The sequence below is a fragment of the Cobetia sp. 29-18-1 genome (assembly GCF_029846405.1).
In the GTDB taxonomy this organism is placed as follows: Bacteria; Pseudomonadota; Gammaproteobacteria; order Pseudomonadales; family Halomonadaceae; genus Cobetia; species Cobetia amphilecti.
The window spans coordinates 31,867-56,775 of the sequence record NZ_JARWKS010000022.1; the positions used below are offsets into that span (position 1 = coordinate 31,867).

22 protein-coding genes and 1 tRNA gene are annotated in these 24,909 nt (G+C 64.8%); 12 read left to right on the top strand and 11 right to left on the bottom strand.

All coding sequences use genetic code 11. The features are described from left to right. The 9 genes from lspA to rplU form a co-directional block, all read right to left on the bottom strand. Positions 1-528 (bottom strand): signal peptidase II, encoded by a 528-nt coding sequence (gene lspA, locus QD208_RS15080; RefSeq protein ID WP_279837337.1) that lies wholly within the window; start codon positions 526-528, stop codon positions 1-3. Between the two features lie 118 nt (positions 529-646). After that, complete coding sequence (gene ileS, locus QD208_RS15085) at positions 647-3,478, bottom strand: isoleucine--tRNA ligase (protein WP_279837339.1); 2,832 nt, start codon at positions 3,476-3,478, stop codon at positions 647-649. Between the two features lie 11 nt (positions 3,479-3,489). Next, positions 3,490-4,623, bottom strand: a complete 1,134-nt coding sequence (gene ribF / locus QD208_RS15090) for a bifunctional riboflavin kinase/FAD synthetase (RefSeq protein WP_279837340.1) — start codon at positions 4,621-4,623, stop codon at positions 3,490-3,492. Positions 4,624-4,757: 134 nt separating this feature from the next. After that, on the bottom strand, positions 4,758-6,254 hold the full coding sequence (murJ, locus tag QD208_RS15095) for a murein biosynthesis integral membrane protein MurJ (protein WP_234368289.1): 1,497 nt from the start codon (positions 6,252-6,254) through the stop codon (positions 4,758-4,760). Between the two features lie 279 nt (positions 6,255-6,533). Continuing rightward, complete coding sequence (rpsT, locus tag QD208_RS15100; protein WP_043335965.1) at positions 6,534-6,800, bottom strand: 30S ribosomal protein S20; 267 nt, start codon at positions 6,798-6,800, stop codon at positions 6,534-6,536. A gap of 301 nt (positions 6,801-7,101) precedes the next feature. Beyond that, positions 7,102-8,241: a glutamate 5-kinase gene (proB, locus tag QD208_RS15105; RefSeq protein ID WP_043336022.1), complete on the bottom strand. Its 1,140-nt coding sequence runs from the start codon at positions 8,239-8,241 to the stop codon at positions 7,102-7,104. Positions 8,242-8,486: 245 nt separating this feature from the next. After that, a complete protein-coding gene (gene cgtA / locus QD208_RS15110) occupies positions 8,487-9,683 on the bottom strand; it encodes an Obg family GTPase CgtA (RefSeq protein ID WP_043335967.1) in 1,197 nt (398 codons plus the stop codon). A gap of 125 nt (positions 9,684-9,808) precedes the next feature. Next, on the bottom strand, positions 9,809-10,066 hold the full coding sequence (gene rpmA, locus QD208_RS15115) for a 50S ribosomal protein L27 (RefSeq protein ID WP_043335969.1): 258 nt from the start codon (positions 10,064-10,066) through the stop codon (positions 9,809-9,811). Positions 10,067-10,099: 33 nt separating this feature from the next. Further along, on the bottom strand, positions 10,100-10,411 hold the full coding sequence (gene rplU, locus QD208_RS15120; protein ID WP_043335971.1) for a 50S ribosomal protein L21: 312 nt from the start codon (positions 10,409-10,411) through the stop codon (positions 10,100-10,102). A gap of 283 nt (positions 10,412-10,694) precedes the next feature. Here rplU and ispB point away from each other — a divergent pair, with 283 nt between their 5' ends. The 3 genes from ispB (at position 10,695) to QD208_RS15135 (ending at position 12,370) form a co-directional block, all read left to right on the top strand. Continuing rightward, entirely contained in the window at positions 10,695-11,684 is a 990-nt protein-coding gene (gene ispB / locus QD208_RS15125) for an octaprenyl diphosphate synthase (RefSeq protein ID WP_107335841.1), read from the top strand. 242 nt (positions 11,685-11,926) lie between these two features. Next, positions 11,927-12,003, top strand: a tRNA-Pro gene (locus tag QD208_RS15130). A gap of 136 nt (positions 12,004-12,139) precedes the next feature. After that, complete coding sequence (locus QD208_RS15135) at positions 12,140-12,370, top strand: hypothetical protein (RefSeq protein ID WP_054556922.1); 231 nt, start codon at positions 12,140-12,142, stop codon at positions 12,368-12,370. A gap of 35 nt (positions 12,371-12,405) precedes the next feature. Here the strand turns inward: QD208_RS15135 and QD208_RS15140 are convergent, their stop codons facing one another. After that, a complete protein-coding gene (locus QD208_RS15140) occupies positions 12,406-12,666 on the bottom strand; it encodes a hypothetical protein (RefSeq protein WP_043335981.1) in 261 nt (86 codons plus the stop codon). A gap of 198 nt (positions 12,667-12,864) precedes the next feature. On the opposite strand from QD208_RS15140, the gene QD208_RS15145 reads away from it, so the two are divergent. From QD208_RS15145 to QD208_RS15155, 3 genes are all read left to right on the top strand, one after another. Beyond that, positions 12,865-13,722, top strand: coding sequence for a TlpA disulfide reductase family protein (locus QD208_RS15145; protein ID WP_279837341.1), 858 nt, complete (start codon positions 12,865-12,867; stop codon positions 13,720-13,722). A 138-nt stretch (positions 13,723-13,860) separates the two neighbouring features. Then, on the top strand, positions 13,861-16,803 hold the full coding sequence (gene rapA / locus QD208_RS15150) for an RNA polymerase-associated protein RapA (protein ID WP_279837342.1): 2,943 nt from the start codon (positions 13,861-13,863) through the stop codon (positions 16,801-16,803). A gap of 218 nt (positions 16,804-17,021) precedes the next feature. Further along, positions 17,022-17,783 carry an RluA family pseudouridine synthase gene (locus tag QD208_RS15155; protein WP_279837343.1) on the top strand — a complete coding sequence of 254 codons (762 nt, stop codon included), beginning with the start codon at positions 17,022-17,024 and terminating at the stop codon, positions 17,781-17,783. A gap of 20 nt (positions 17,784-17,803) precedes the next feature. Here the strand turns inward: QD208_RS15155 and QD208_RS15160 are convergent, their stop codons facing one another. Next, positions 17,804-18,739 carry a TIGR01777 family oxidoreductase gene (locus QD208_RS15160; RefSeq protein ID WP_279837344.1) on the bottom strand — a complete coding sequence of 312 codons (936 nt, stop codon included), beginning with the start codon at positions 18,737-18,739 and terminating at the stop codon, positions 17,804-17,806. Positions 18,740-18,901: 162 nt separating this feature from the next. On the opposite strand from QD208_RS15160, the gene QD208_RS15165 reads away from it, so the two are divergent. The 6 genes from QD208_RS15165 (at position 18,902) to QD208_RS15190 (ending at position 24,823) form a co-directional block, all read left to right on the top strand. After that, positions 18,902-20,086, top strand: a complete 1,185-nt coding sequence (locus QD208_RS15165; protein ID WP_279837345.1) for an FAD-dependent oxidoreductase — start codon at positions 18,902-18,904, stop codon at positions 20,084-20,086. A gap of 39 nt (positions 20,087-20,125) precedes the next feature. Further along, positions 20,126-20,512 (top strand): CbiX/SirB N-terminal domain-containing protein, encoded by a 387-nt coding sequence (locus QD208_RS15170; protein ID WP_192839454.1) that lies wholly within the window; start codon positions 20,126-20,128, stop codon positions 20,510-20,512. Between the two features lie 266 nt (positions 20,513-20,778). Continuing rightward, positions 20,779-21,690, top strand: coding sequence for a MerR family transcriptional regulator (locus QD208_RS15175; protein WP_043335996.1), 912 nt, complete (start codon positions 20,779-20,781; stop codon positions 21,688-21,690). 49 nt (positions 21,691-21,739) lie between these two features. Continuing rightward, entirely contained in the window at positions 21,740-23,236 is a 1,497-nt protein-coding gene (gene phrB, locus QD208_RS15180; protein WP_279837346.1) for a deoxyribodipyrimidine photo-lyase, read from the top strand. A 66-nt stretch (positions 23,237-23,302) separates the two neighbouring features. Then, positions 23,303-23,803 carry a nuclear transport factor 2 family protein gene (locus QD208_RS15185; RefSeq protein WP_279837347.1) on the top strand — a complete coding sequence of 167 codons (501 nt, stop codon included), beginning with the start codon at positions 23,303-23,305 and terminating at the stop codon, positions 23,801-23,803. A 195-nt stretch (positions 23,804-23,998) separates the two neighbouring features. Next, on the top strand, positions 23,999-24,823 hold the full coding sequence (locus tag QD208_RS15190; protein ID WP_279837349.1) for an SDR family NAD(P)-dependent oxidoreductase: 825 nt from the start codon (positions 23,999-24,001) through the stop codon (positions 24,821-24,823). Positions 24,824-24,909 lie beyond the last annotated feature (86 nt).

Below are 24,909 nucleotides of genomic sequence, written 5' to 3' on the forward strand. Positions count from 1 at the left end.
TCATTCGGAGCGGCCACGGAAAGATTCAAGAATCAGTGCCACGGCTCCCAGGCTGATGGCGACGTCCGCCACGTTGAAGGCCGGGAAGAAGGCATTGCCCAAGTGGAAGGACAGGAAGTCCACCACGTAGCCATGCACGACACGATCATAGAGATTGCCAAGCGCGCCCCCCAGCACCAGCGCGATGCCCAGCGCGGTGAAGGTCTCGTGACGCTTGAGGCGCGCAAGCCAGATGCTCAGGCCGATGGCTGCCACCACCGCGATGCCCGCAAACAACCAGCGCTGCCAGCCATCATGGCCGGCCAGAAAACTGAACGCCGCGCCGGTGTTGTGGAGCAGCGTCAGATTGAAGATCGGCAGCACTTCGTTGGCCTGACCATAGACCAGCGAACTGCTGGCCAGCCACTTGGTGGCCAGGTCCAGCACCACGATCACCAGCGACAGCCACAGCCAGCGCAGCGGCGAGCGCATCGGCTCACTGCCGGCCGAGGGGGTATCCGTCGCGGGGCCTTGTGAAGAAGACGTCATGTTACCTTCCTGTCGTGAAATGAGTCTGCGACCGGCAAGACACGAACGCCGGGCCAGAGCCCGGCGTTCGATATCAGCGCTCAGCGGAGGCTGAACGATGCCGCGGTCGCATCAGCGATCAAGCGAAGTGACGCGTCTCGCCTTCGCCATCCGGCAGGTTGGTCACGCAGCGGCTGCACAGCGTCGGATGTTCCGGCAGGGTGCCGACTTCCGGACGGTGGTGCCAGCAACGCTCGCACTTGGCATTCTCGCTGACCTTGACCGCCACCTTGAGGCCGGACACTTCGGTCTCTTCTGCCTCACCGGCCGCCTCGAGAGGCGCCAGGGTCACGCCGCTGGTCAGCATCACGAAGCGCAGCTCGTCGCCGAGACTTGCCAGCAGCGTGTTGAGCTCGTCGTTGACGTAGAGAGTGACTTCCGCCGCCAGACCGTTCTTGACCAGACCGGCGTTGCGCGCGCCTTCCAGCGTCTTGTTGACCGCCTGCTTGACGTGCAGCACCTGCTCCCAGAACTCACGCCCCATGGCCGCATCATCCGCCAGAGTCGTCAGGCCGGTGTAGGCCGTCTCGAGGAAGATGGTGTCCTTGCGCGGGCCCGGGATGTTGGCGTAGATCTCTTCACCGGTGAAGGAGAGGATCGGCGCCATCCAGCGTGCCAGTGCCTCGATCACGTGATACAGCGCCGTCTGGCAGCTACGACGCGCACGCGAGTTCGGCTGCGTGGTGTACTGGCGGTCCTTGATGACATCCAGATAGAAGCCGCCCAGCTCACGCGAGCAGAAGGTCAGTACCTGCTGGTAGATGTCGAGGAAGCGGTATTCCTCGTAGGCCAGCTCGACACGTGCCTGCAGCTGGGCGGCACGATCGACCACCCACTGGTCCAGCGCCAGCATGTCGTCAAAGGCCAGCGCATCACGCTCGGGCTCGAAGCCGTTCAGATTGGACAGCAGGAAGCGCGAGGTGTTGCGGATACGACGATAGGCATCGGCGGTACGCTTGAGGATCTCGTCCGAGACGGCCATCTCGCCGGAGTAGTCATTGGAGGACACCCACAGGCGCAGGATGTCGGCACCCAGCTTGTCCATCACCTGTTGCGGCGCGACCACGTTGCCGACGGACTTGGACATCTTGCGACCCTGCGCATCCACGGTGAAGCCGTGAGTCAGCAGCGCCTTGTAGGGCGCGTGGCCGTCGATGGCACAGCCGGTCAGCAGTGACGAGTGGAACCAGCCACGGTGCTGGTCGGAGCCTTCCAGGTACAGGTCGGCACGCGGGCCTTCCTCATGACCATGCGGGTGCGAGCCACGCAGCACATGCCAGTGGGTCGTCCCGGAGTCGAACCACACGTCCAGCGTGTCGGTGACCTTCTCGTAGTTCTCGGCCTCATCGCCCAGCAGCTCCTGGCTGTCGAGTGACCACCAGGCATCGATGCCGTGCTCGGCGACGCGATCGGCGACCGCTTCCATCAGCGCCACGCTGTCGGGGTGCAGTTCCCCCGTCGCGCGATGCAGGAACAGCGGAATCGGCACGCCCCAGTTGCGCTGACGCGAGATGCACCAGTCCGGACGGTTGGCGATCATGCTCTTCAGGCGCGCCTGACCCCAGGCCGGGATGAAGGCGGTGTCCTCGATGGCGGACAGCGCCTTGTCACGCAGAGTCACGCCGTCGGTGCCGGCAATGTCCATGCCGACGAACCACTGGGCCGTCGCGCGATAGATGACCGGGGTCTTGTGGCGCCAGCAGTGCATGTAGCTGTGAGAGATCTTCTCGTGCGCCATCAGCGCACCGAGCTCTTCCAGACGCGCGACGATGTTCGGGTTGGCCTTCCAGATGAACTGGCCACCGAATTCCGGCAGGTCCGGCACGTACACGCCGTTACCCTGCACCGGGCTTTCGATCTCGTCGAAGCTCATGCCGTAACGACGGCAGGTATGGAAGTCATCCTCGCCGTAGGCCGGCGCAGAGTGGACGATACCGGTACCGGCGCCAGTCTCGACGTAGTCGGCCAGATAGACCGGCGACAGACGATCGTATATCGGGTGACGGAAGTTGATCAGCTCCAGCGCCGCGCCGTTGACGGTCGCCAGCGTCTCGCCGCTCAGGCCGAAGCGCGCCAGGCTGTCCTCGACCAGTTCCTCGGCCAGCACCAGCAGGCGCTCGCCGGTGTCGACCAGCGAGTAGACGAAGTCCGGGTGAACGTTGAGCGCCTGGTTGGCCGGAATGGTCCACGGAGTGGTGGTCCAGATCACGATCGCCGCCGGCTTGCTCAGTGACTCGAGGCCGAAGGCCTTGGCCAGCGCCGCGCTATCGTCTGCCGCGAAGGCGACGTCGATGGCGTCAGAGGTCTTGTCGGCGTACTCGACTTCCGCTTCCGCCAGCGCAGAGCCGCAGTCGAAGCACCAGTTGACCGGCTTCAGGCCCTTGAAGACATAACCGCCCTTGACCATCTCGGCCAGCGCACGGATCTCGCCGGCTTCATTGGCGAAGTCCATGGAGCGATACGGGTTGCCCCAGTCACCGACGATGCCGAGACGGATGAACTCGTGCTTCTGGCCTTCCACCTGCACGCCGGCGTATTCACGGCAGAGGTGGCGCGCCTTCTCGGATTCGAGATGCTTGCCATGGGTCGTCTCGACCTTGTGCTCGATGGGCAGACCATGACAGTCCCACCCCGGCACGTAAGGCGCGTCGAAGCCCGCCATCGTCTTGGACTTGACGATGATGTCCTTGAGAATCTTGTTGACGGCATGACCGATGTGAATATTGCCGTTGGCATAGGGAGGGCCGTCGTGGAGCACGAAGCTCGGACGGCCCTTGCCTGCTTCACGCAGACGCGCGTAGAGGTCAATCTCGTTCCAGCGTGCCAGTTGGTCCGGCTCACGCTTGGGGAGATTGCCGCGCATCGGGAAGTCGGTATCGGGCAGATTCAAAGTGTGCTTGTAGTCGCTCATAGCCTTTCGGGTCAGCCGTCGTGGGGGCGGGAAGCCTGGGCTTCCCGAGCTGTGGAATCAGACACCTCAGCAGTGCCGTGTAAGGGTGCCGTCGGCGCATCCGTCATCAGTGCGCTCAGCGGACGGCTGGCCAGCGGCAGGTCAGCCATCGAGGTCATGCAATCGAGCAACGCCTGCTCATCACCGGCAGGCGTCTCGCCCGCGGCCAGCGCGAAGAAGCGCTTCACCAGGGCGATGTCGGCGTAGATGGCGGCCTTGAGGGCTTCCAGGCCATCGAAGCGCTGTTCACCGCGCAGGAAGGCGCAGAAGCTGACGCGCATCGGCTGGCCGTAGAGGTCTTCCGCGAAGTCCAACAGATGGACCTCGAGCACCGGTCGCGGCGTGCCAACCGTCGGGCGCCAGCCGATGTTGGCCACCGCCGGACAGTCGCGGCCGTCGGCAAGGTGCGCCATCACCGCGTAGACGCCGGAGACCGCCAGCGGCGCATTCGGCAGCGGCAGGTTGGCGGTCGGCACGCCCAGCGTGCGGCCCAGCTGGCGGTCCGCGACCACGCGCCCCTGCCAGTGGTGGGCACGCCCCAGCAGCCGGGCGGCCAGCGCCATGTCGCCTGCGGCCAGCACCTCACGCACGCGGGTGCTGGAAACACGCTCACCGGCGATCTCGAAGGTGCGGGTATGCTCCACCGCGAAGCCTTCGGCGGCGCCGATGCGCTCCAGCAGCGCGAAGTCTCCGGCGCGATCGCAGCCGAAGCGGAAGTCGTCACCGACCACCAGATGACGCACGCCGAGCCCATCGATCAGCACCTGCTCGATGAACTCACGTGCCGACAGCGAGCGCAGCGCCTCATTGAAGGGCAGACACAGTACGCGCTCGGCGCCATGGCTACCCAGCAGACGCACCTTGTCCGCCAGACGCGTCAGCCGCGGCGGCGCCTTGTCACCCGCGAAGAACTCACGCGGCTGCGGCTCGAACACCACCACCGTGGCGGGCAGACCATAGGCCGCCGCGCGCTCGCGAAGTTGCTCCAGAATCGCCTGGTGGCCGAGATGCACGCCATCGAAATTGCCGATGGTGGCCACACAGCCGCGACTGCCATCCTGCTTGCGCAGGCGGGCGAGATTGTGGAGTCCTCTGATCAAGTCCATGCGTGCATCACACAAGCCGCCGAAAGTGGTCGATTATAGCGAAGGGGCACGGCGCTGACAGCCACCGTTGCCCCGCCAGGGAGAAAACAGCTGGAACCGGGGGCACCAACCTGCATGGCACCCGGGCAGCAGACTCAGCTCTGCATGCGGAAATGGCGCGGGCGGACACCGCACAGCCCCAACCACACCGCATAGGCCAGTACACCGCCAACGACCAGCGCTCCCATCATCGCACAGCGCTCCCACAGGCCCCAACCAAGCCAGGTGGTCCAGTCCGGTGACAGCCACATCAGGCCGCCGCCCATCAGGGCACAACCGCCGATCAGGGTCAGCGAATAGCGTCCCCAGCCGGGCTGGAAGCGCAGCACGCCGTCACGATACAGGCCGCGTGCCAGCAGACCCGCATTGAGGAAGGCCGACAGCGCCGTGGCCAGCGCAAGCCCGGCGTGCGCCAGCGGCACGATCAGCGCCAGGTTGAAGGCCATGTTGGCGACCATCGCGATGATACCGATCTTGACCGGCGTTTTCGTGTCCTGACGCGCATAGAAGCCCGGCGCCAGCACCTTGATCAGCATGAAGGCAAGCAGACCGAAGCTGTAGGCGCGCAGACTCTGGGCCGACATCACCACATCGTTGTCGGTCATCGCGCCGTAGTGGAACAGGGTGATCAGCAGGGGTTCGGCCAGCACGCCGAGCGCCAGCGCCGCCGGCACACCGATCAACAGCACCGAACGCAGCGCCCAGTCGAGCATCTTCTGGAAGTGCTCCAGTGATTGCTCGGCGTGGCGCTTGGAGAGCGCCGGCAGGATCACCGTTCCGATGGCGATGCCGATGATGCCCAGCGGCAACTCGACCAGACGGTCGGAGTAATAGAGCCACGACACGCTGCCGGTGACCAGAAACGAGGCCAGCACGGTATCCAGCAGCAGATTGATCTGCGAGACCGAGACACCGAACAGCGCCGGGGTCATCAACTTGAGAATGCGGCGCACGCCTTCATGGGCAAAATTCGGCCATGGCTTGGGCATCAGGCCAAGCCGCAGCAGGAACGGCACCTGGAACAGCAGCTGCACGCCACCTGCGATCAACACGCCCCAGGCCAGCGCCATGGCGGGTGTCTCGAAGCGCGGGGCCAGCAACAGCGCCGCGCCGATCAGACTCAGGTTGAGCAGCACCGGCGTGATGGCCGGCACCGCAAAGCGATTCCAGGTATTGAGCACGCTGCCTGCGAAGGCGGTCAGCGAGATCAGCAGCAGATACGGGAAGGTCAGGCGCAGCATGTCGCCGGTCAGCGCCAGCTTGCCGGCATCGTCACCGAACCCGGGCGCGAAGACCCATACCAGCCAGGGCGCACACAGCATCGCAAGCGCGGTGATCAACGCGAGTATGACGCCAAGACTGCCGCTGACGGCGTCCAGCAACTCGCGGACCTCTTCCCGCGTCCGGCGAGTCGCATATTCCGACAGCACCGGAATGAAGGCCTGGTTGAAGGCACCCTCGGCAAACAGGCGGCGCATGAAGTTGGGGATCTTGAAGGCGACGAAGAAGGCGTCCGCCCCGCTGCCGGCGCCCAGCAGGGATGCGATGGTCACATCGCGCGCCAGGCCCAGCACGCGCGACAGCATCGTCATCACGCTGACGATCAACCCGGAGCGCAACAGACCACCCCGCACCGGCAGGCTGTCGCCCGAGCGGGTCTCGCCCTGGGCACTCGCCTGTGAAGCGGACTGCGCGGCGGCCTCGGCCTTGCCGTCTTCTCCCCTGACTTCCTTCTCGCCTGCGGGCGACTCATCCTGCGGCTTGCTCACCCTGACACCCCTCTCGCTTCCCTGACCTGACACCGATGTCATCCACTCGACAGACAGACACAAAAAAACCGGCCGAAGCCGGTTTTTTCACACTCACACGTCTTAGACAGCCAGTGCCTTGACGCGAGTGTTCAGACGGCTCTTCAGACGAGCGGCCTTCTTCTTGGACAGAATGTCCTTGTCGGCGTAACGGTCGAGGACCTTCTGCGCGACATTGAAAGCGGCCATGGAAGCAGCGTGATCGCCAGTCTTGACGGTCTTCAGCACGTTCTTGATGCTGGTACGCACGGCGGAACGCTGTGCGGAGTTGTGCTGACGACGAACTTCAGCCTGACGAGCGCGCTTACGTGCTTGCTTGGAATTTGCCACTTTGATGCTCCTTATGAGTCCACCCGTAGGCGCGTACTCATGAACTTGAATTTGGAAGACGTTGTCGCACCGCGACAGCGAGTCCGATCATCTCTCGCCTTTCGACACTGAAGTGAAGACTTTCGAGAAATCAGCGACTTGACGTGGAAGCCCCGCCAAACCTTCGCCATCGGGGCGGACCAGCACCCGACAGGACGGCAGAGTCTAGCATGACCCGAGCGCATATCGCCAGTCTGAGCTTGCCTGCGCCTGCCCCAGGCACAGACCCAGGCACAGAGCCAGGAAGCAGGCCTCATGGGTGCTACAGCACGATGAGGTTGTCGCGGTGGATCAGTTCCGGCGCCTCGATATAGCCCAGCGTCGCCTCGATCTGATGGCTGGGCAGGCCGAGAATCCGCCCGGCATCTTCGGCGCTATAATTCACCAGGCCCTTGGCGATGCGCTGGCCGGATTCATCGACGCACTGCACCAGATCACCGCGCTTGAAGGCGCCTTCGATCTTCCTGACGCCCACCGGCAACAGGCTGGAGCCACGCGTGGTCAACACATTGACGGCGCCGGCATCCAGCGTCAGGGTGCCGCGCACCTGCAGCTGCCCCGCGATCCAGCGCTTGCGCGCCGCGATCGGCGCATGCTCCGGCAAGAGGAGCGTGCCGAAGCGCTCACCGGAAGCCAGCCGGGTGATGACCTCGGGCTGACGACCAGAGGCGATCACGGTCAATGCGCCACTGCGCGCCGCCAGACGCGCCGCGCGCACCTTGGTCGCCATGCCGCCACGTCCGAGCACGCCGCCACCGCCGGCCACCTTGACCAGTATCGGGTCATCGGCCTGGGCTTCCTCGATCAGGCTGGCCGCCGGATCATGACGCGGGTCCGCATCATAGAGGCCTTCCTGATCGGTGAGCAGCAACAGCGCATCGGCCTCGAGCAGGTTGGCGACCAGCGCGCCGAGGGTGTCGTTGTCGCCGAAGCGGATCTCGTCGGTGACCACGGTGTCGTTCTCGTTGATCACCGGCACCACCCGCAGGTCGACCAGGGTGCGCAGCGCCGAGCGTGCATTCAGGTAGCGCTTGCGGTTGGAGAGGTCATCGTGGGTCAGCAGAATCTGCGCCGTGGTCAGGCCATGACGATGGAAATGCTCTTCATAGCACTGGGTCAGGCCGTTCTGACCGACCGCCGCTGCCGCCTGCAGCTCATGCACGCCGCTGGGGCGAGCCGACCAGCCCAGCCGCGACATGCCAACCGCGATCGCCCCGGAGGACACCACGATCACCTCGACACCCCGCGCGTGCAGCGCCGCGATCTGATCGACCCAACGGCCGATGCCGGCATCATCCAGCCCGCGGCCATCGTCGGTCAGCAGCGCACTGCCGATCTTGACCACCACGCGTCGTGCATTGGCCAAGGCCTCGCGCCCCGATTGACTACCCAGTTCCGCCACTTCCGCCACCTTCTGCTCCGACACCGCGCTCTCTCCTGTCATGTAATCCCCCGCCCGGCAGGCTCTGCCTCCCTGCTTGCCATTGTCTGCTCCCGCCAGCCCGCTGTCATCACTCCTCGCCGGCCCCGACAACGAAAACGCCCCGCCGCGAGACCATGAGGTTCGGGGCGGGGCGTGAATCGCGAAGCGGGTCGCTCGTCACTCGGTGGCTGCCGCGCAGGACAGCCACCGGACGAACTGAGACCTCAGGGCGCGTATTCGACTTCGACGTCGTAATCGTCGTCATTGAAGTCGTCATCGTCCTCTTCTTCGTCATCCTTCTTGCGCTTGCGACGTGTCAGGCGCTCTTCAGCGCGCTCCAGCGACTCGTTCTCCATGCGCGCCAGCAAGGCGGCATGCGCCTCGGCAGCTTCCGGATCTTCCGCCAGCTGCAGGCGTTGCTCGCCCAGCCAACGGTGAGCGGCCTGCACCAGCTCCTGAGTGCCGATACCGCTGGCCGCGGAGACGACGAACAGCTCGCCCTCCCAGCCCAGGCGCTCGACGAGGTCCTTGACCATAGCGTCGCGATCATCCTCGGGCAGCAGGTCGATCTTGTTGATCACCAGCCAGCGCGGCAGCTCCGTCAGTGCCGCGGAGAAGTTCTTGAGCTCCTTGAGGATCGCCTCGACCGCATAGGCCGGGTCGCTCTCGTCAAAGGGCGCAATGTCCACCACGTGCAGCAACAGGCGCGTACGCGTCAGGTGCTTGAGGAAGCGCAGACCCAGGCCAGCGCCGTCAGCAGCGCCTTCGATCAGACCGGGGATATCGGCCATCACGAAGTGCTGGTGGCTACCGATCTTCACGACACCGAGGTTCGGCACCAGGGTGGTGAACGGGTAGTTGGCGACCTTGGGCTTGGCGGCGGAGACGGCGCGGATCAGCGTCGACTTGCCGGCATTCGGCATGCCGAGCAGACCGACATCTGCCATCACCTTCATCTCGAAGCGCAGGTTGCGACGCTCGCCCCAGGTTCCCTTGGAGGTCTGGCGCGGCGCGCGGTTGGTCGAGGACTTGAAGTGGATGTTACCCAGACCACGACGTCCGCCCTGCGCGACCAGCAACAGCTGACCGATTTCCGTCACGTCACCGATGATCTCGAGGGTTTCCTCGTCGATCACGGTGGTGCCGACCGGCACCTTGACGATCAGGTCCTCGCCCGCCTTGCCTGCCATCTGGCGGCCTTGACCGGCATCGCCGCTCTCCGCCTGATAGTAGCGCTGGAACTTGAAGTCGATCAGGGTATTGAGCGAGTCATCCCCGATCAGGTACACACTGCCGCCGTGCCCGCCGTCGCCCCCATCGGGACCACCGCGCGGCACGTATTTTTCACGGCGAAAACTCAGGCAACCATTGCCGCCACGTCCGGCCTCTACAATGATCGACGCTTCATCAAGGAACTGCATGCTGCTCTCTCCTGACGACGACCCGGGCCGTCATGCGACAAAAAAGCCCCGCCTGGGCGGGGCTTCCTTGCAGACTGCCATGCGACACCGGGGCATCGAGCAGTCTGCGTAAGCTGTCAGACGTTTCAGGCAGAAACGATGCTGACGAACTTGCGGTTCTTCGGACCCTTGGTCTCGAACTTCACGTGGCCGTCGGCCAGAGCGAAGAGAGTGTGGTCCTTGCCGATGCCGACGCCAGTACCAGCGTGGAAACGGGTGCCGCGCTGACGCACGATGATGTTGCCGGCGATAGCCGCTTGGCCACCGAACAGCTTCACACCAAGGCGCTTGGATTCAGAATCGCGACCGTTGCGGGTAGAGCCCGCCGCCTTCTTATGTGCCATTGGATAATTCTCCTATGGTGGGTAGCGCTGCAATTAAGCAGAGATACCAGTGATCTTGACTTCGGTGAACCACTGACGGTGGCCCGCACGACGCATGGAGTGCTTCCGGCGACGGAACTTGATGATGGTGACCTTGTCGCCACGGCCGTGAGACACGACCTCGGCAGAAACCTTGGCACCTTCAACCAGCGGAGCGCCGACCTTGATGTCGTCGCCTTCAGCGACCATCAGGACTTCGTCAAACTGGATAGCTTCGCCAGTCGCGACTTCAAGCTTCTCGAGCTTCAGGGTCTGGCCTTCCTGAACGCGGTACTGCTTGCCACCGCTCTTGATAACTGCGTACATGATTCTCTCCATCGGACTCATCAAGGGTGTGCTCTTGGGTGGCCTGCTGCGAGTGGCGCCCCTTCTGGAGCCATCTGACAGGGAGCGGGATGAGTCACGGCCGCGTATTATAGCGCCACGTGCCGCGACCGACAAGCAATGTCAAGGTTTACGCGACCAATCGGCCGCCAGCCAGCGTCCTTGCGCGGGTGCACGCCTTGACGGCCATAGGGGTGCCCCATAGCATTACCGCCAAACGGCACGCCACGGCGGCCTCACCTCTCGCTACGGGCACGACGATCTCATGCAAGCCGACGCATCGACCCTTCACGCGGCAGTGGCAGATGACTTCGCCGCCGTCGACCGCACCATCCTCGCGCAGCTCGAGTCGCGCGTGCCGCTGGTCCAGACCATCGGTCAGTACATCATCCAGAGTGGTGGCAAACGCCTGCGCCCGGTGCTGGTGCTGCTGGCAGCCCGCGCGCTGGGCTATCAAGGCGAGAAACACGTTCATCTGGCCGCGCTGATCGAATTCATGCACACCTCGACCCTGCTGCACGATGATGTCGTGGATGAATCCAGCCTGCGGCGTGGCCGCTCCACCGCCAATGACACCTGGGGCAATGCGCCTTCGGTACTGGTCGGTGACTTCCTCTATTCGCGCTCCTTCCAGATGATGGTCGAAGTCGGCTCGATGGACGTGATGGCGATTCTCTCCGCCGCCACCTGCACCATCGCCGAGGGGGAAGTCCTGCAGCTGACCAATATCGGCAATGCCGACATTGATGAAGCTGCCTACTTCGAGACCATCCACGGCAAGACCGCCATGCTGTTCGAGGCGGCCGCACATGCCGGCGCGATTCTGGCCAGGGAAACCGACGACACCGTCACCCCGGCACAGGTCAGCGCGCTGCAGAACTATGGCCGCTACCTGGGCCTCGCCTTCCAGCTGATCGATGATCTGCTCGACTATCAGGGCGATGCCGAGACCATGGGCAAGAACGTCGGTGATGACCTGGCCGAAGGCAAGCCGACCCTGCCGTTGATTCGCGCCATGCAGGTCGGAAGCCCGGCGCAGGCCAGTCTGGTGCGCGGCGCCATCGAGAAAGGTGGGCTGGAGCAGCTCGACGAGGTACTGGAAGTGGTGCGCCTCACGGGCGGCCTCGACTATACCCGCAGCCGCGCCCAGGAGATGGCCGACAACGCCCTGAACGAGCTCAAGGCACTGCCGGAGAGCGAATTCCGCGACAGCCTCGAGCGCATCGCGCTGTTGAGCGTCGGCCGCCAGGCCTGATACCCGCATGACGATGGCCTGCCTGGCAGGTCGTCGGTCAGCTGGTCAGTCAGTCCATCATGACAGCAGAAAACCGCCGCCAACGTGGCGAGAAGCGCCGGCAGGACGGGGTAAAGAGAAGCGCGCTTCTCGACAGCGGAATTGCCCCTTGAGACTCAGATAAAACTTTTTGACCTCAAGGGCTTGCAAAGCAAAGCTGCCTGCGTATAATTCACCTCCGTCGAGACAAGCTCACGACGCATCGGAGTATAGCTCAGCTTGGTAGAGCGCTGCCTTCGGGAGGCAGAGGTCGTAGGTTCGAATCCTGCTACTCCGACCAGACATATGAAAAAGCCGCTGATCACTGATCAGCGGCTTTTTTGATGCTGGAAGGTTTTTCCTGCCTCACAAGCTTCCTTCTGCTTGCTCGCGCCTGCGACGCACTCCCCAACGCGCTACATCCCTCAGGATGCCCCATGCACACACTGCGTCTTGCCTTGCTGTCCCTGCTGCTGACCTCACTGCTCTCCGCCTGCGCCAGCCCGCGCGCCCAATGGGAAAAGCCCGGTGCCAACAGCACACAAGCCCACAATACCTATGCGGGCTGCCAGTACGAGCTTGGCCTGACCGACAAGTCCGCCAACGAGAAGCAGACACTGCTGAAATACTGCATGGAGCGCGACGGCTACCGCCTGCAGAGTTACTGATTCATAGCGCGCACTGAGCCATATCGAGCGGCGAGTCAGTCGGACATCCAGCTGTCACTCGCCTTGCGGGCCCGCTCGCGACCAGCACGTTCACGGTCGCGGCGGGCCTTTTGCTTGAGGTAGTAACTGCGCAGGGCAAGGCCGAGACCGAAGGCCAGCATCAGGGCGAACACCAGGCCCTGCCAAGGGCGGGCGGCATCGCCAAGCCAGGTCTCCAGCGCGACGATGGCGATCAGGCCGCTGGCCTGACTGGCAACGGCGATCGCACGGCTACGGTCATAATGATGTGACAGCATGGGGATATCCTTGCAGCGTCCTCGGCGGCAGAGCAATGCTCAGCGCGAGGCGTGGATGTCGAAGTCCGTCGATTATCGCATACTCGAGCCTCGCGACTGCAGCGCCTGCCGAGCGTTTGCCAAGCACTTGCCACATACAGTGGCCGACAGGCATTTCTGCCCTGAACGCTTCCCCGGACACCGCCAAAGGATAACCGCATGGATGCCATCGCCCTGGGCCCTGCCCTGATTTCCGTCGAACGCCTCTATGCCTTCGTGGCAGCCCTGGTGATGCTGATCGAGTTCTCGCTGCTGATTCGTCTGCTGGCACGCATGCACGCCAGGGGCACGACCGCGCCCGCTCACGATTCTCCCCCGCTGAGCCCCTCGCGCTGGTTCAATCGCATGCTGGTCAGCTGGGTGATCGGTGCGCGCCTCACTCATGTCGCACTGCACTGGGCAAGTTATCAGCAGGCACCGCTGGATATCCTCAAGCTGTGGCAACCGGGCTACCACCTGCTCGGCGGCATGCTGGTCGCGACCCTGGCCAGCCTGTGGCTGCTGCGCCGGCATGGCGCGATTCGCCAGGTCATCGCGCTGGGCAGTCTGACCCTGGGCCTGACCGCCTTCCTCGGCCTCAAGCAACTCGACCCGCTGGGCAACGACTCCGCCATCGAGGCGATGCCTGCCATCACCCTCAATCATCTGGATCGCCGCCCCGTGGCACTGAATGACATCCAGGACGAGCGCGTGATCGTCAATCTATGGGCCACCTGGTGCCCGCCCTGCCGGCGCGAGATGCCACTGCTGGCAGAGGCTGATCAGAGACCCGGCGTCACCGTGGTACTCGCCAATCAGGGCGAGCAGGCACTGGCGGTGACCCGCTTTCTGAACAGCGAACAGCTGACGCTCGAGTACGCGCTGCTCGACCCCGCCATGCAACTGATGGCGCTGGCCGACGCGCAGGGACTGCCCGCGACCCTCGTCTTCGATAGTGACGGACAGCTGATCGAGCGTCATATCGGCGAGCTGAGCCGCGCCCAGCTGGACGCCCTGCTACCGGCGTCACGGCCATAGTGCGACACGCCGCTGGCCTCGCTCGGTGCGACAAAGACGCTCGCCACAAGAAAAGGCGCTTAAGCCACGGCGTCTGATCCGGTAAGATACCGCGCCCCTGTATTCCCGATTCCCGTCTTTGTCCTACCCCGAGGCTTCATGAGCGACTTCATTCCCGGTCAGCGCTGGATCAGTGACGGCGAGGCTGATCTCGGCCTTGGCACCATCCTCAATGTCGACTTCCGCACCGTCACCGTGCTCTTTGCCGCCAGCGAAGAAACCCGCACCTACAGTCTGCGCGAAGCGCCCCTTACCCGGGTGGCCTTCGGCAATGGCGACCGCATCCAGTCCGACGATGGCGAATGGCTGATCGTCGATGACTTCAAGGAAGTGCGCGGCCAGATCGTCTACATCTGTGAACGCGGCGGCGAGCATGCCGGCGAGCTCATCGAGCTTCCCGAAGCCCGCCTGAACGACAAGATGCAGTTCAATCAGGCACGTGATCGTCTGCTGACCGGCCAGGTCGACCGCAATGACTGGTTCGACCTGCGCTACCGCACCCTGCGCCACTTCCATCGTGTCGAGCAGAGCCCGGCGCTGGGCCTGTCCGGCCCCAAGGTCGATCTGGTGCCGCACCAGCTGTACATCGCCGATGAAGTTTCGCGCCGTCACGCACCGCGCGTACTGCTGGCCGATGAAGTCGGCCTCGGCAAGACCATCGAAGCCGGCCTGATCCTGCACCGCCTACTGCTCAGCGGCCGCGCCAGCCGTGCGCTGATCCTGGTACCGGCGAGCCTGACTCACCAGTGGCTGGTCGAGATGTTGCGCCGCTTCGCGCTGGATGTCTCGCTGCTCGACGAGGAGCAGTGCAAGGCCTACGGCACGCGCAATCCCTTCGAAGGCAACCAGATCATCCTGGCCAGCCAGGACTGGCTGTTCGCCAACCCGTCGCGTCAGGTCCAGGCTGCCGCCTGCGATTGGGACATGCTGATCGTTGATGAGGCCCACCACCTCGACTGGAGCGAAGACAAGGTCGGCCCGGGCTACGCCTGTGTCGAATCCCTCGCTCGCCAGACCGCCGGTGTGCTGCTGCTGACCGCCACGCCGGAGCAGATGGGGCTCGAGAGCCATTTCGCGCGCCTGCGCCTGCTCGACCCGGAGCGCTATCACGACATCGAGCGCTTCAAGGCCGAGGAACAGGGCTATGTGGCCGTCGCCAGCGCCATCGACGCCCTGGAAGCGCTGCCTGCCGATCAGTCCGGTCTCGACAGCCTCGCCAGCGTGCTGGATGACAGCGACAGCCGCGCCCTGCTCGACACCCTGATGGACAGCGATGCCGACGATGCCCAGCGCGACAGCGCGCGTCGCCAGCTGCGCGACCAGCTGCTCGACCGCCACGGCACCGGCCGCGTGATGTTCCGCAACTCACGCACCCATGTCGCTGGCTTCCCCGAGCGTCGCCTGCACGTCCATGAGCTTGAGCTGCCCTCCTCCTACCGTCGCGTGGTGCGCAAGCTGGAGCGTGACGAGGACTATCTCGATGATCTGCTGATCGAGACCGGCATGAACCACCCCGAGGTGGTGCTGTTCCTCGACGAGATGTATCGCGCCCTGCCCGATGACCGCATGAACGCGGAGCCCTGGTGGCAGATCGACCCGCGCGTCATGTGGCTGCTGGAAACCCTGACCGACCTCGGCAACGAGAAGGCACTGGTGATCTGCCATACCGCCGATACCGCGCGTGAGCTGTCCGAAGGCCTGCGCGTGCTGGGCGGCGTGCATGCGCCAGTCTTCCATGAGGGCATGAGCCTGGTCGAGCGCGACCGTGCCGCCGCGGCCTTCGCCTCCGAAGAGGAAGGCGTGCAGCTGCTGGTGTGCTCGGAAATCGGCTCGGAAGGTCGCAACTTCCAGTTCTGTCACCACCTGGTGATGTTCGACCTGCCGGTACACCCGGACCAGCTCGAACAGCGCATCGGGCGTCTGGATCGCATCGGTCAGCAGTTCCCGATCGAGATCCACGTGCCGGTCTTCGAAGGCTCGCCGGGCGCCCAGCTGCTGCGCTGGTACCGTGACGGCATGGATGCCTTCAGCGCGCCGCACGGTATCGGCAGCGAGCTCTACGCCCAGTTCGGCGACGAGCTGGAAGAAGCCCTGCTCGACAGCGAAGAGATCGACAGCATCATCGAGCAGACCCGCGAGCGCTTCGATGCCCTGCAGGAAGAGCGTCAGTCCGGCCGCAACCGCCTGCTGGAGCTCAATGCCTGCCGTCACGAGCGCGCCGAGGAAGTCATCGCCGCCATCGAGACACTGGACAACGACAAGGCGCTGCCCGGCTATCTGGAGCGCGCCTTCGACATCTTCGGCATCGAGAGCCGGGACCTCGGCGACGGCATCACCTATCTGGCACCGGGCCCGCACATGCTCGACGGTCTGCCGGGGCTGGTGAAGGGCGAGGAAGGCTTCAGCGTCACCAGTGACCGCGCCACCGCGCTGTCACGCGAAGACGTGCAGCACCTGTCGTGGGAGCACCCGCTGGTACGCGAGATGCTGGTCCGCATCCTGGATGGCTCGATGGGCAACACCGCGCTGGCGCTGCTCAAGCACCCGGCGATTCCCGGTGGCCGCCTGATGACGGAAGTGGTGTTCCGCACCCAGTCCACCGCGCCGCGCGGCCTGCGTCTGGGCCGCTTCCTGCCGCCGACCGCCATCCGCGTCCTGCTGGATGAAACCGGCAGCAACCTGTCCGACAAGGTGTCCTTCGGCGGACTGGCCAAGAACCTCAAGCCGGTCAAGAAGGCGGTTGCGCGCGACCTGATCAAGCAGAGTCACGCCACGCTGCGCAAGCTGATGAGTGATGCCGAACAGGAAGCCGAGCGCGAACTGCCGACCATCGTCGAGCAGGCCCAGCAGCAGATGCGCGAGCAGCTCAGTGCCGAACTGGCGCGCCTGGAAGCCCTGGCCAGCCATAACCCGGCCGTGCGCGAGGAAGAGCTCGAAGCGCTGCGTCAGGAGCGTGCCGCACTGGATGGTGCCATCGAGACCACCCGTCTGCGTCTGGACAGCGTGCGCGTCATCGTCACCGTGGATGCCCACGAGCGTTGAGCTGACCGCAGGCGTCAGTGATGCACCTGAAACGCCCCACCTGCCATCGGCAGGTGGGGCGTTTTGCCGTGGGCGCCAGCGACAATGGCCCGCTGGACTTGCCAGATCGACCAGCGGCCGCGACGATGCCATCGCTTGCGCGTCGCGATTCGCGGCCCATCACTTTCGTTGCATCCCTTTCGTTTCACCCTATCGTTTCATTACTGCAGAGCACCCTCATGGCGAGATCATATCCAGAGAGCGACGAGGCAGCGTCAGAGCAGAGCTGGCAGGGAGAGCGCCTGGCCGAGGAAGGCGAGCGTGTCGCGAAGGTGGGGCTATCGCTGCTGGCGGCGGGCGATGACTGGTGGGCCATCGACAAGCCGGCCGAGCTGCCCTCGGTGCCGGGGCGTGATCCCTCGCGCTTCGACAGTGTCCATTCGCGCCTGTGCCAGCTGAGCGACGATACCCGCGCCGTGCACCGTCTGGATGTGGCGACCTCCGGGGTGCTGCTGGTGGCGCGCAATGTCGAGGGCCAGCGGCGACTGTCGCGGCTCTTCCAGTCGCGCACCATCGAGAAACGCTATCTGGCCGTGGTGGCAGGGCATCTCACGCCCGCCGAGGGCAGCATCGCCCTGCCGCTGCGCTGTGACTGGCCACGCCGCCCGCGTCAGATCGTCGACTTCACGCATGGCAAGTCGGCACTGACGCATTATCGGGTCGAGCAGCATCTGACGCTCGAGGGCCAGCGCCCGGATGGTACGCCTCAGACCCTCGCCGCCAGTCGTGTTTCGCTTACGCCGCATACCGGGCGCTCACACCAGCTACGCCTGCATATGCTGGCGCTCGGCCATCCGATCATCGGCGATGGCTTCTATGCGCGCGGGGCGGCACTCAATGCCAGCCCGCGCCTGTTGCTGCATGCAGCGCGCCTGGTGATTCCGCCAGCCAGCGACAGCGAGGCACCGCCACTGGTGCTGGAAGCGCCGCTGCCCTTCTAGCATCGCCTTGCTGCCAAGGCTCACTTGCGTGACAGGATATCGGCGAAGGCCACGTCGAGGGTCGGGTAGTCGAAGGTGAAGCCGGCAGCCAGCAGACGCGCCGGCACCATGCGGGCGCCTTCCAGCAGCAGGGTACTCATCTCCCCCAACCCCAGCTCAAGCGCCTTGGCCGGCAGCGGCAGGATCGCCGGACGCCCCAGGCCGCGCGCCAGAGCGTGGGTGAAGCCCATGTTGGTGACCGGATGTGGCGCGCTGGCATTGAAGGCACCGCTGAGACTGTCATCCGCCAGCAGACGCTCGATGATGCGAATCATGTCGTGGCGGTGGATCCACGGCATGTAGTGGCGCCCATCACCCAGCCGCCCCCCGAGCCCGAGCTTGAAGGGCGTCAGCAGCTTGGCCAGTGTGCCGCCATCGGCCTCCATCACCAGGCCAGTGCGGATGATGGCCAGCCGCACGCCGTATTCGGTGACGGGCATGGCGGCCGCCTCCCAGTCACGACACAGGCGATGATTGAAATCGTCGTGGGGCGTCGCCTGCTCGTCGATCTCGACATCGTCCGGCTCGCCCGCCTTGGGCTGTGCGCCGTAATAGCCCATCGCCGAGCCGGACACCATCACCTGCGGCGCATGGCCTTCGGCGGCCAGCTGCTGACACAGCATCACCAGATGCTCGGTGGTCTCCAGCCGCGAACGCCGTAGCTCACGCTTGTGGTCCTCACTCCAACGCCGTCCGGCTATCGACTCCCCCGCCAGATTGACGATGCCCTCAGGCTGCCAATCCTTGAAGACCAGCGACGAATCCGCCGCGACCACCGTCAGCCCCAGGTCGGCAAACTGGCGCTCAGCACGCTCCGGGCGGCGCGATACGACCGCCAGCGAGTGACCCGCAGCGGCCAGTGACTGACACAGCGCCTGGCCGACGAACCCCGTTGCACCTGTTATCAATATTCGCATGTTGCCCTCCTCGGCGATGAAGCATCGAGTGTGCCGACTTCCGCCATAAATCTATACTTATATTGTACAATTATGCGCAAGAAGTTAACTTTAGCGTATCTGCTGTCGGGTCACATGACGACCCGTCCCCCTGAACACCGCCCGCGCAGGAGTCGCCTCCAGATGCCAGTATCGTCCATCGCCGTCATCGGTGCCGGTATCGCCGGATTGTCCGCCGCCACCCGACTGGCCGCACAGGGCCATGCGGTGACGATCTTCGAGAAGGCACGCGGCCCCGGCGGACGCCTGGCCAGTCGCCGCACGAGCGAAGGCCCCATCGACATCGGCGCGCAATACTTCACGGCGCGTGATCCACGCTTCCAGTCCGCGCTCGAGCAGTGGCGGGCCGCAGGTGTCGTCGCAACTTGGGGTGAGAGGCTGTTGAGTCTCGGCAAGTCGGCATCTGACGAGAGCCAATGGCAGCGGCTGCGCGATGATTCCACCCGCTACGTGGCCAGTCCGCGCATGAGCGCCCTGAGCCGCCACCTCAGTGAACAGCTGCCGGCCCACGCCAGTCTGCACAGCGCAATACGCATCACGCGCCTGATCGCGGACGAAGGCACAGCATCAGGCAAGCGCTGGCGGCTCGAGGACAGCGACGGTGATCAGCACGGTCCCTTCGATCACGTGGTGATCAGCGCACCGGCGCCGCAGGCACGCGCCCTGCTGAGCACGGCCGGTACCGACGCCCAGGGGGTGGCGCTCGCCGAGGACTCGCTGGCCCCGGCCCTGAGTGAGGCGCTGGCGCAGGTGGAGATGGCACCGACCTGGACACTGATGGCCACTCTGGAGACGCCGCTACCCGCGCTGGGGGGCGACGCTGACTGGCAAGGGTTGCTGGTCAGTCGCGGTGATGATGGCCCGCTGCGCTGCGTGATGCGCCAGCATTCGCGTCCCGGCCGCCAGCCACCGTCACATGCCCGGGAGACCCTGAGCCTGCTGGCGACCGCCGGCTGGAGTCGGGCGAATCTGGAGAAGTCGCCACAGGAGGTCGCGACCTTGCTGTGGCAGGCCTTCGAGGCACTGCCGGAGCTCCGCGAGCTGGCGCCGGGCTGGAGCCAGGGCAAGGTCACCCTCACGGCGCATCGCTGGCGTTACGCTCACCCGACCCAGACACTGCCGCAGACCTCGGCGGCAGCCGGCCACAATGCCCATGTCCACAATGTCTATGACCAGAAGGGCTATGGCCAAGGGTCATCCGGGCTATGGCTGGCCGGAGACGCCCTGCGTGGCCCGCGCGTCGAGGACGCCTGGCTGTCAGGACACGAGGTAGCCGAACAGCTGCTCAACACCCTCGCCGACAGCTGATACGCTGCCTCGACCCCTCATCGCCCACAGGATAGCTGCATGACTACGCCCACAGATCACGACAACGCCTTGATTCTATTGGCCCATGGGTCACGTGACCCGCGCTGGCGCGAGCCCTTCGAGGCACTGGAAGCCACGCTGGCTTCCCGCCTCAAGCGCCCGACGCGTCTGGCCTATATGGAACTGTGCGATCCGCTGTTGACCGACACCATCGATGCCCTGGCGGCAGACGGTGCCGCACGTATCGACATCCTGCCGCTGTTCTTCGCGGCCGGCCGTCATCTGCGTGAAGACGTGCCCGCCATGCTGGAAGACTCGCAGCGCCAGCACCCCGACTGCCCCATCAGTCTGCTTGACCCGGTGGGTGCACATCCGGCCTTTGTCGAGGCCTTGATCCAGATTGTGGAGCAACAGGACAACGCCTAGACGGCCGATTTCATGACGGGACCTTCGGCGTCGAAGGCGCTGTGATGCACCTTCAAAACATGCGCACCGGGGATGCGACGCAGCTTGCCTCTTGTCAGGCTCTGGCGGCTGCGCCATCCTGATGCCCACATGTACAGCTAGTGCACAAGATGCATTGCCGGTATCCCACAGCGCCCCAAGTGACGACACTTCAACTTTACCCTGTGTGTCGTCCTCACCTGTGCTTCACCCGGGATGCCTCGTCACCGCCAGAGGTAACACCATTCATGACTGACAAGGCCACGGAAACTGCCAGTTCGCCGCTGTTTCCGATCCGCGAAGTCTCTCGCCTGACCGGCGTCAATTCGGTCACGCTGAGAGCCTGGGAACGCCGCTACGGACTGATCGAGCCCCGCCGCACGCCCAAGGGGCATCGCCTGTATGCCCGCGAGGACATCGAGCGGATCGAACACATCCTGCAGTGGCTCAACCGCGGAGTACCTGTCAGCCAGGTACGCGAGCTGCTCGACCAGCCGCAGCCGGAAAGCACGCCGATGCCGGACGAAGGCAGCTGGAGCGGCCAGCAGCAGCTGGCACTGGCCGCCATCGACGCCCAGGACGAGGCGCGCCTGGCCGAGCTGTACAACCAGAGTCTGGCGCTGTACCCGGTCAGCAGCGTGGTCGAGCGCCTGTGGCGTCCGCTGCTCGAGCAGCTCGAGGAGCGCGGCACCGCCACCTTCGGTACCCGCCTGGCCCAGTGCTTCTTCGAAAGCTTCCTGCGCTCGCGCATCGGTGCCCGGCTGGTGTTTGCCAATCAGGAGCGTCACGCCCCGCACATCACGCTGACGCGCCTGCCGGAAGAGCCGGGCCTGAGCTGGCTGCTGCTGTTCGCGCTGGTCGCCAGCGACGCCGGCTATCACGTCAGCCTGCTGGATGGCCCACTGCCGCTGGCGGAACTGCCGCTGGCCGCAGAGCGCCTGCAGGCACAGGCCGTGGTGCTGGTCGGCACCCAGGCCGAGCGCTCGGATGTCATGCGCCGTCAGTTGCCGCGGGTCGCAGAACAATTGAGCGTGCCGCTGGCCATCGCTGGCCCGGCCGCCCAGATTCGCCAGCAGGAGCTGGTAGACGGGCCCATTGAAGGCCTGGGGGCCGACCCGATTCAGGCGGTCGCTCGCCTGAGGTCCTTGATGGCACGTTGATCGCAGGCTCCTGCTCGGCATTGGTTTCACCGATCGCCAAGGAGCCCCGATGTCATCTGACTCACCATCCGCCTCTTCCCCCGCCTCCGCGCCAGCGGGGGCTCCCCTGCAGCTGGTCTGGCTGCGCAGTGACCTGCGCGTACACGACAACACTGCTCTCTCGCAGGCCGCCGCACGCGGCCCGGTCGTGGCCGTCGTCGCCCCCTGCCTGGCGCAGTGGGTCGAGCACGGCCACGGCGCCAACAAGCTCGACTTCCTGCGCCGCGGCCTGCATGTCCTGCAACAGGCACTCGCCGGCTATCACATCCCGCTCAAGGTGCTCGACTGCGACACCTTCGCTGAGGTGCCTGAGGCGCTGGCCGCGCTGTGCGACGAACTGGGTGCCCAGGCCCTGCACTTCAATGACGAATATGCCGTCAATGAGCGTGAGCGCGACAGGCGCGTGCGTGAGCGCCTTGCCGAGAGCGACGTCCGCCTGCATCGCTACACCGACATGCTGGCCTTCACGCCCGGTGAGCTGCTGACCGGCAAGGGCGATTACTACGGCGTCTTCACGCCCTTCTCCAAGCGCTGGCACAAGGAAGTCGATTCCCGTCGTCTGGCGCTGAATGAGGCACCTGAAGTGCAAGCCACGCCCCGCGACGCCCAGGGGCGTGAGATTCACGGCGACGCCATCCCGCCACTGCCCGAGACGCTCAAGGGTGAACCGGCGACAGCGCTGGACGCCGAGCTGTGGCCGGCCGGCGAAGAGGCCGCGCAGGAGCGTCTGGAACGCTTTCTGACCTTCCGCGCGCGCCGCTACCACGAACAGCGCGATATCCCCGCCACCCGAGGCACCAGCGAGCTCTCGCCCTATCTGGCGCTGGGCATGATCTCGGCCCGCCAATGCTACGCCGCCGTACTGGCAGAGAACGGCAGCCTCGCCGATGGCGATGTCGGCCTGACCAGCTGGGTCAACGAGCTGATCTGGCGTGAGTTCTATCAGCACATCCTGGTCGGCTTCCCGCGCGTCAATCGCCACCGCCCCTTCCAGCGTCATACCGAAGCCCTGCAGTGGCGCGATGACGACGCAGGCTTTGCCGCCTGGTGCGAGGGCCGTACCGGCTACCCCATCGTCGATGCCGCCATGCGTCAGCTGGTGCAGACCGGCTGGATGCACAATCGCCTGCGCATGGTGACGGCGATGTTCCTCACCAAGCATCTGCTGATCGACTGGCGGCGTGGCGAGGCCTTCTTCATGACCCATCTCATCGATGGTGAGCTGGGCGCCAACAATGGTGGCTGGCAATGGGCGGCTTCCACCGGCACCGATGCCGCGCCCTATTTCCGCATCTTCAATCCGACCACCCAGGGCCAGCGCTTCGACAAGGACGGCGAGTTCATCGCGAGCATGGTGCCGGAGCTGGCCGAGCTGCCGGCCAAGCGGCGCCACCAGCCCAGTGCGGATGACTGCCAACAGACGGGCTATCCACGACCGATCGTCGATCACAAGGCCGCCCGCCAGCGGGCGCTGGATACCTTCAAGGCGCTGTCAAAAAGCGAATGACCCCTCAAGCGGCCTGCTGATCTTCAGCAGGCCGCTCTTGCATCCCTCCCCTTCAGGAGCATTGCCATGCAATCGCTACCCGACGAGATCAGCCCGGCCCTGACTCGGGTATGTCGTCTTTACGAAAAGCTGGACAAAACCTCTACAGAACTGCTCAAATCAGTCTACAGTGACGATATCGTCTTCCGCGACCCCCTGCATGAAGTCCGCGGCCTGACGGCACTCAACGCCTATTTCTCAGGGTTGTACATGAATGTCGCCGCCATCGACTTCGTCTTTCATCACCCGCTGGGGCCAATGCCTGCGCAAGCCGCCGGCCCTGCGGATGAAGGCAATGCGGATGAAGGCAATGAACAGGGACTCGCCTGGCTCAGCTGGACGATGACCTATCGCCATCCCCGCCTGAACGGGGGCAAGGACATCAGCGTGCAGGGCGCCTCACGCCTCGAGTTCCGAGACGGGAAGGTCATCCAGCACCGTGATTTCTTCGATGCCGGTGAGCTGCTCTACGAGCAGGTGCCCGTACTGCGCAACGTGATCGGCCTGCTGAAACGACGCATGGACTGAGCAGCAGAGGGTTGAGCCCTGGCGACATCCATACGGACACGCCCGGCGTTCTCTTGAGTCAGTGCCAACCAGATTCGCCAGGCCAGGCAGGCAAGGCGCAGACACGCAGACACGCAGACACAGTCAGGCACGCAGACACAGTCAGGCACGCAGAGACAGTCAGGCACGCAGACACACACATGCCAAGGAGGGGAAATGGCCAGTCATGGTTCGAGCACCACATCGACGACCACATCGACGACCGTAAAGGCTCGCAAACGCATCTGGCTGACCGGCGCCAGCTCCGGCATCGGTGAAGGTCTGGCACGCCGGCTGCTGGCGGATGGCCATCGGGTCGCCCTGAGCGCGCGCTCCGCCGACAAGCTGGAAGCCATCGCAGCCGATGCCGAGCAAGGCCCCGGGGAAGCGCTGGTCGTGACGCTCGACCTCACCGACCGTGAGGCCATCCGCGCGGCGGCCAGTCAGATAGAGGCCCGCTTTGGTGGACTCGACCTTGCACTGCTCAACGCTGGCACCTGCGAATATCTGGATGCACGGGAATTCGAGGCAGACCTGGTCCACCGCGTGTTCGCGACCAATTTCCAGGCCGCCGTGGATGTGATCGAAAGCGCCTTGCCGCTGCTGCGCATGGCAGCGGCAGACGGCGGTGAGCGGCCGCAGCTGGCAGCGGTCTCCAGTGCCTCGGCCTACCTGCCGTTGCCACGCGCGGAGGCGTACGGCGCCTCCAAGGCCGCGGTGAGCTACTTCCTGGAGTCGCTACGGCTGGACCTCGATAACCAGGGCATCGATGTCAGCGTGATTCACCCCGGCTTCGTCAAGACACCGCTGACCGAGCGCAATGACTTCCCGATGCCGATGCAGGTCACTGTCGATCAGGCGGTCGAGGCGATCGTGGCGGGGCTCGCCCGTCATCGGCTCGACATCCATTTCCCGCGCCGCTTCACGCTGCTGGTCAAATTGTTGGGCATCCTGCCCGCCCCCTTGCGCCGCAGCATCGGTCTACGCATGACCCGCGGCTGACCGGCGGCAGGCAAGACCGACGAGACCTGCCCGCGCCGAATACCCGGCAACGCTTCTGCTCATGACGACATGGTGCGTTCTTCTTC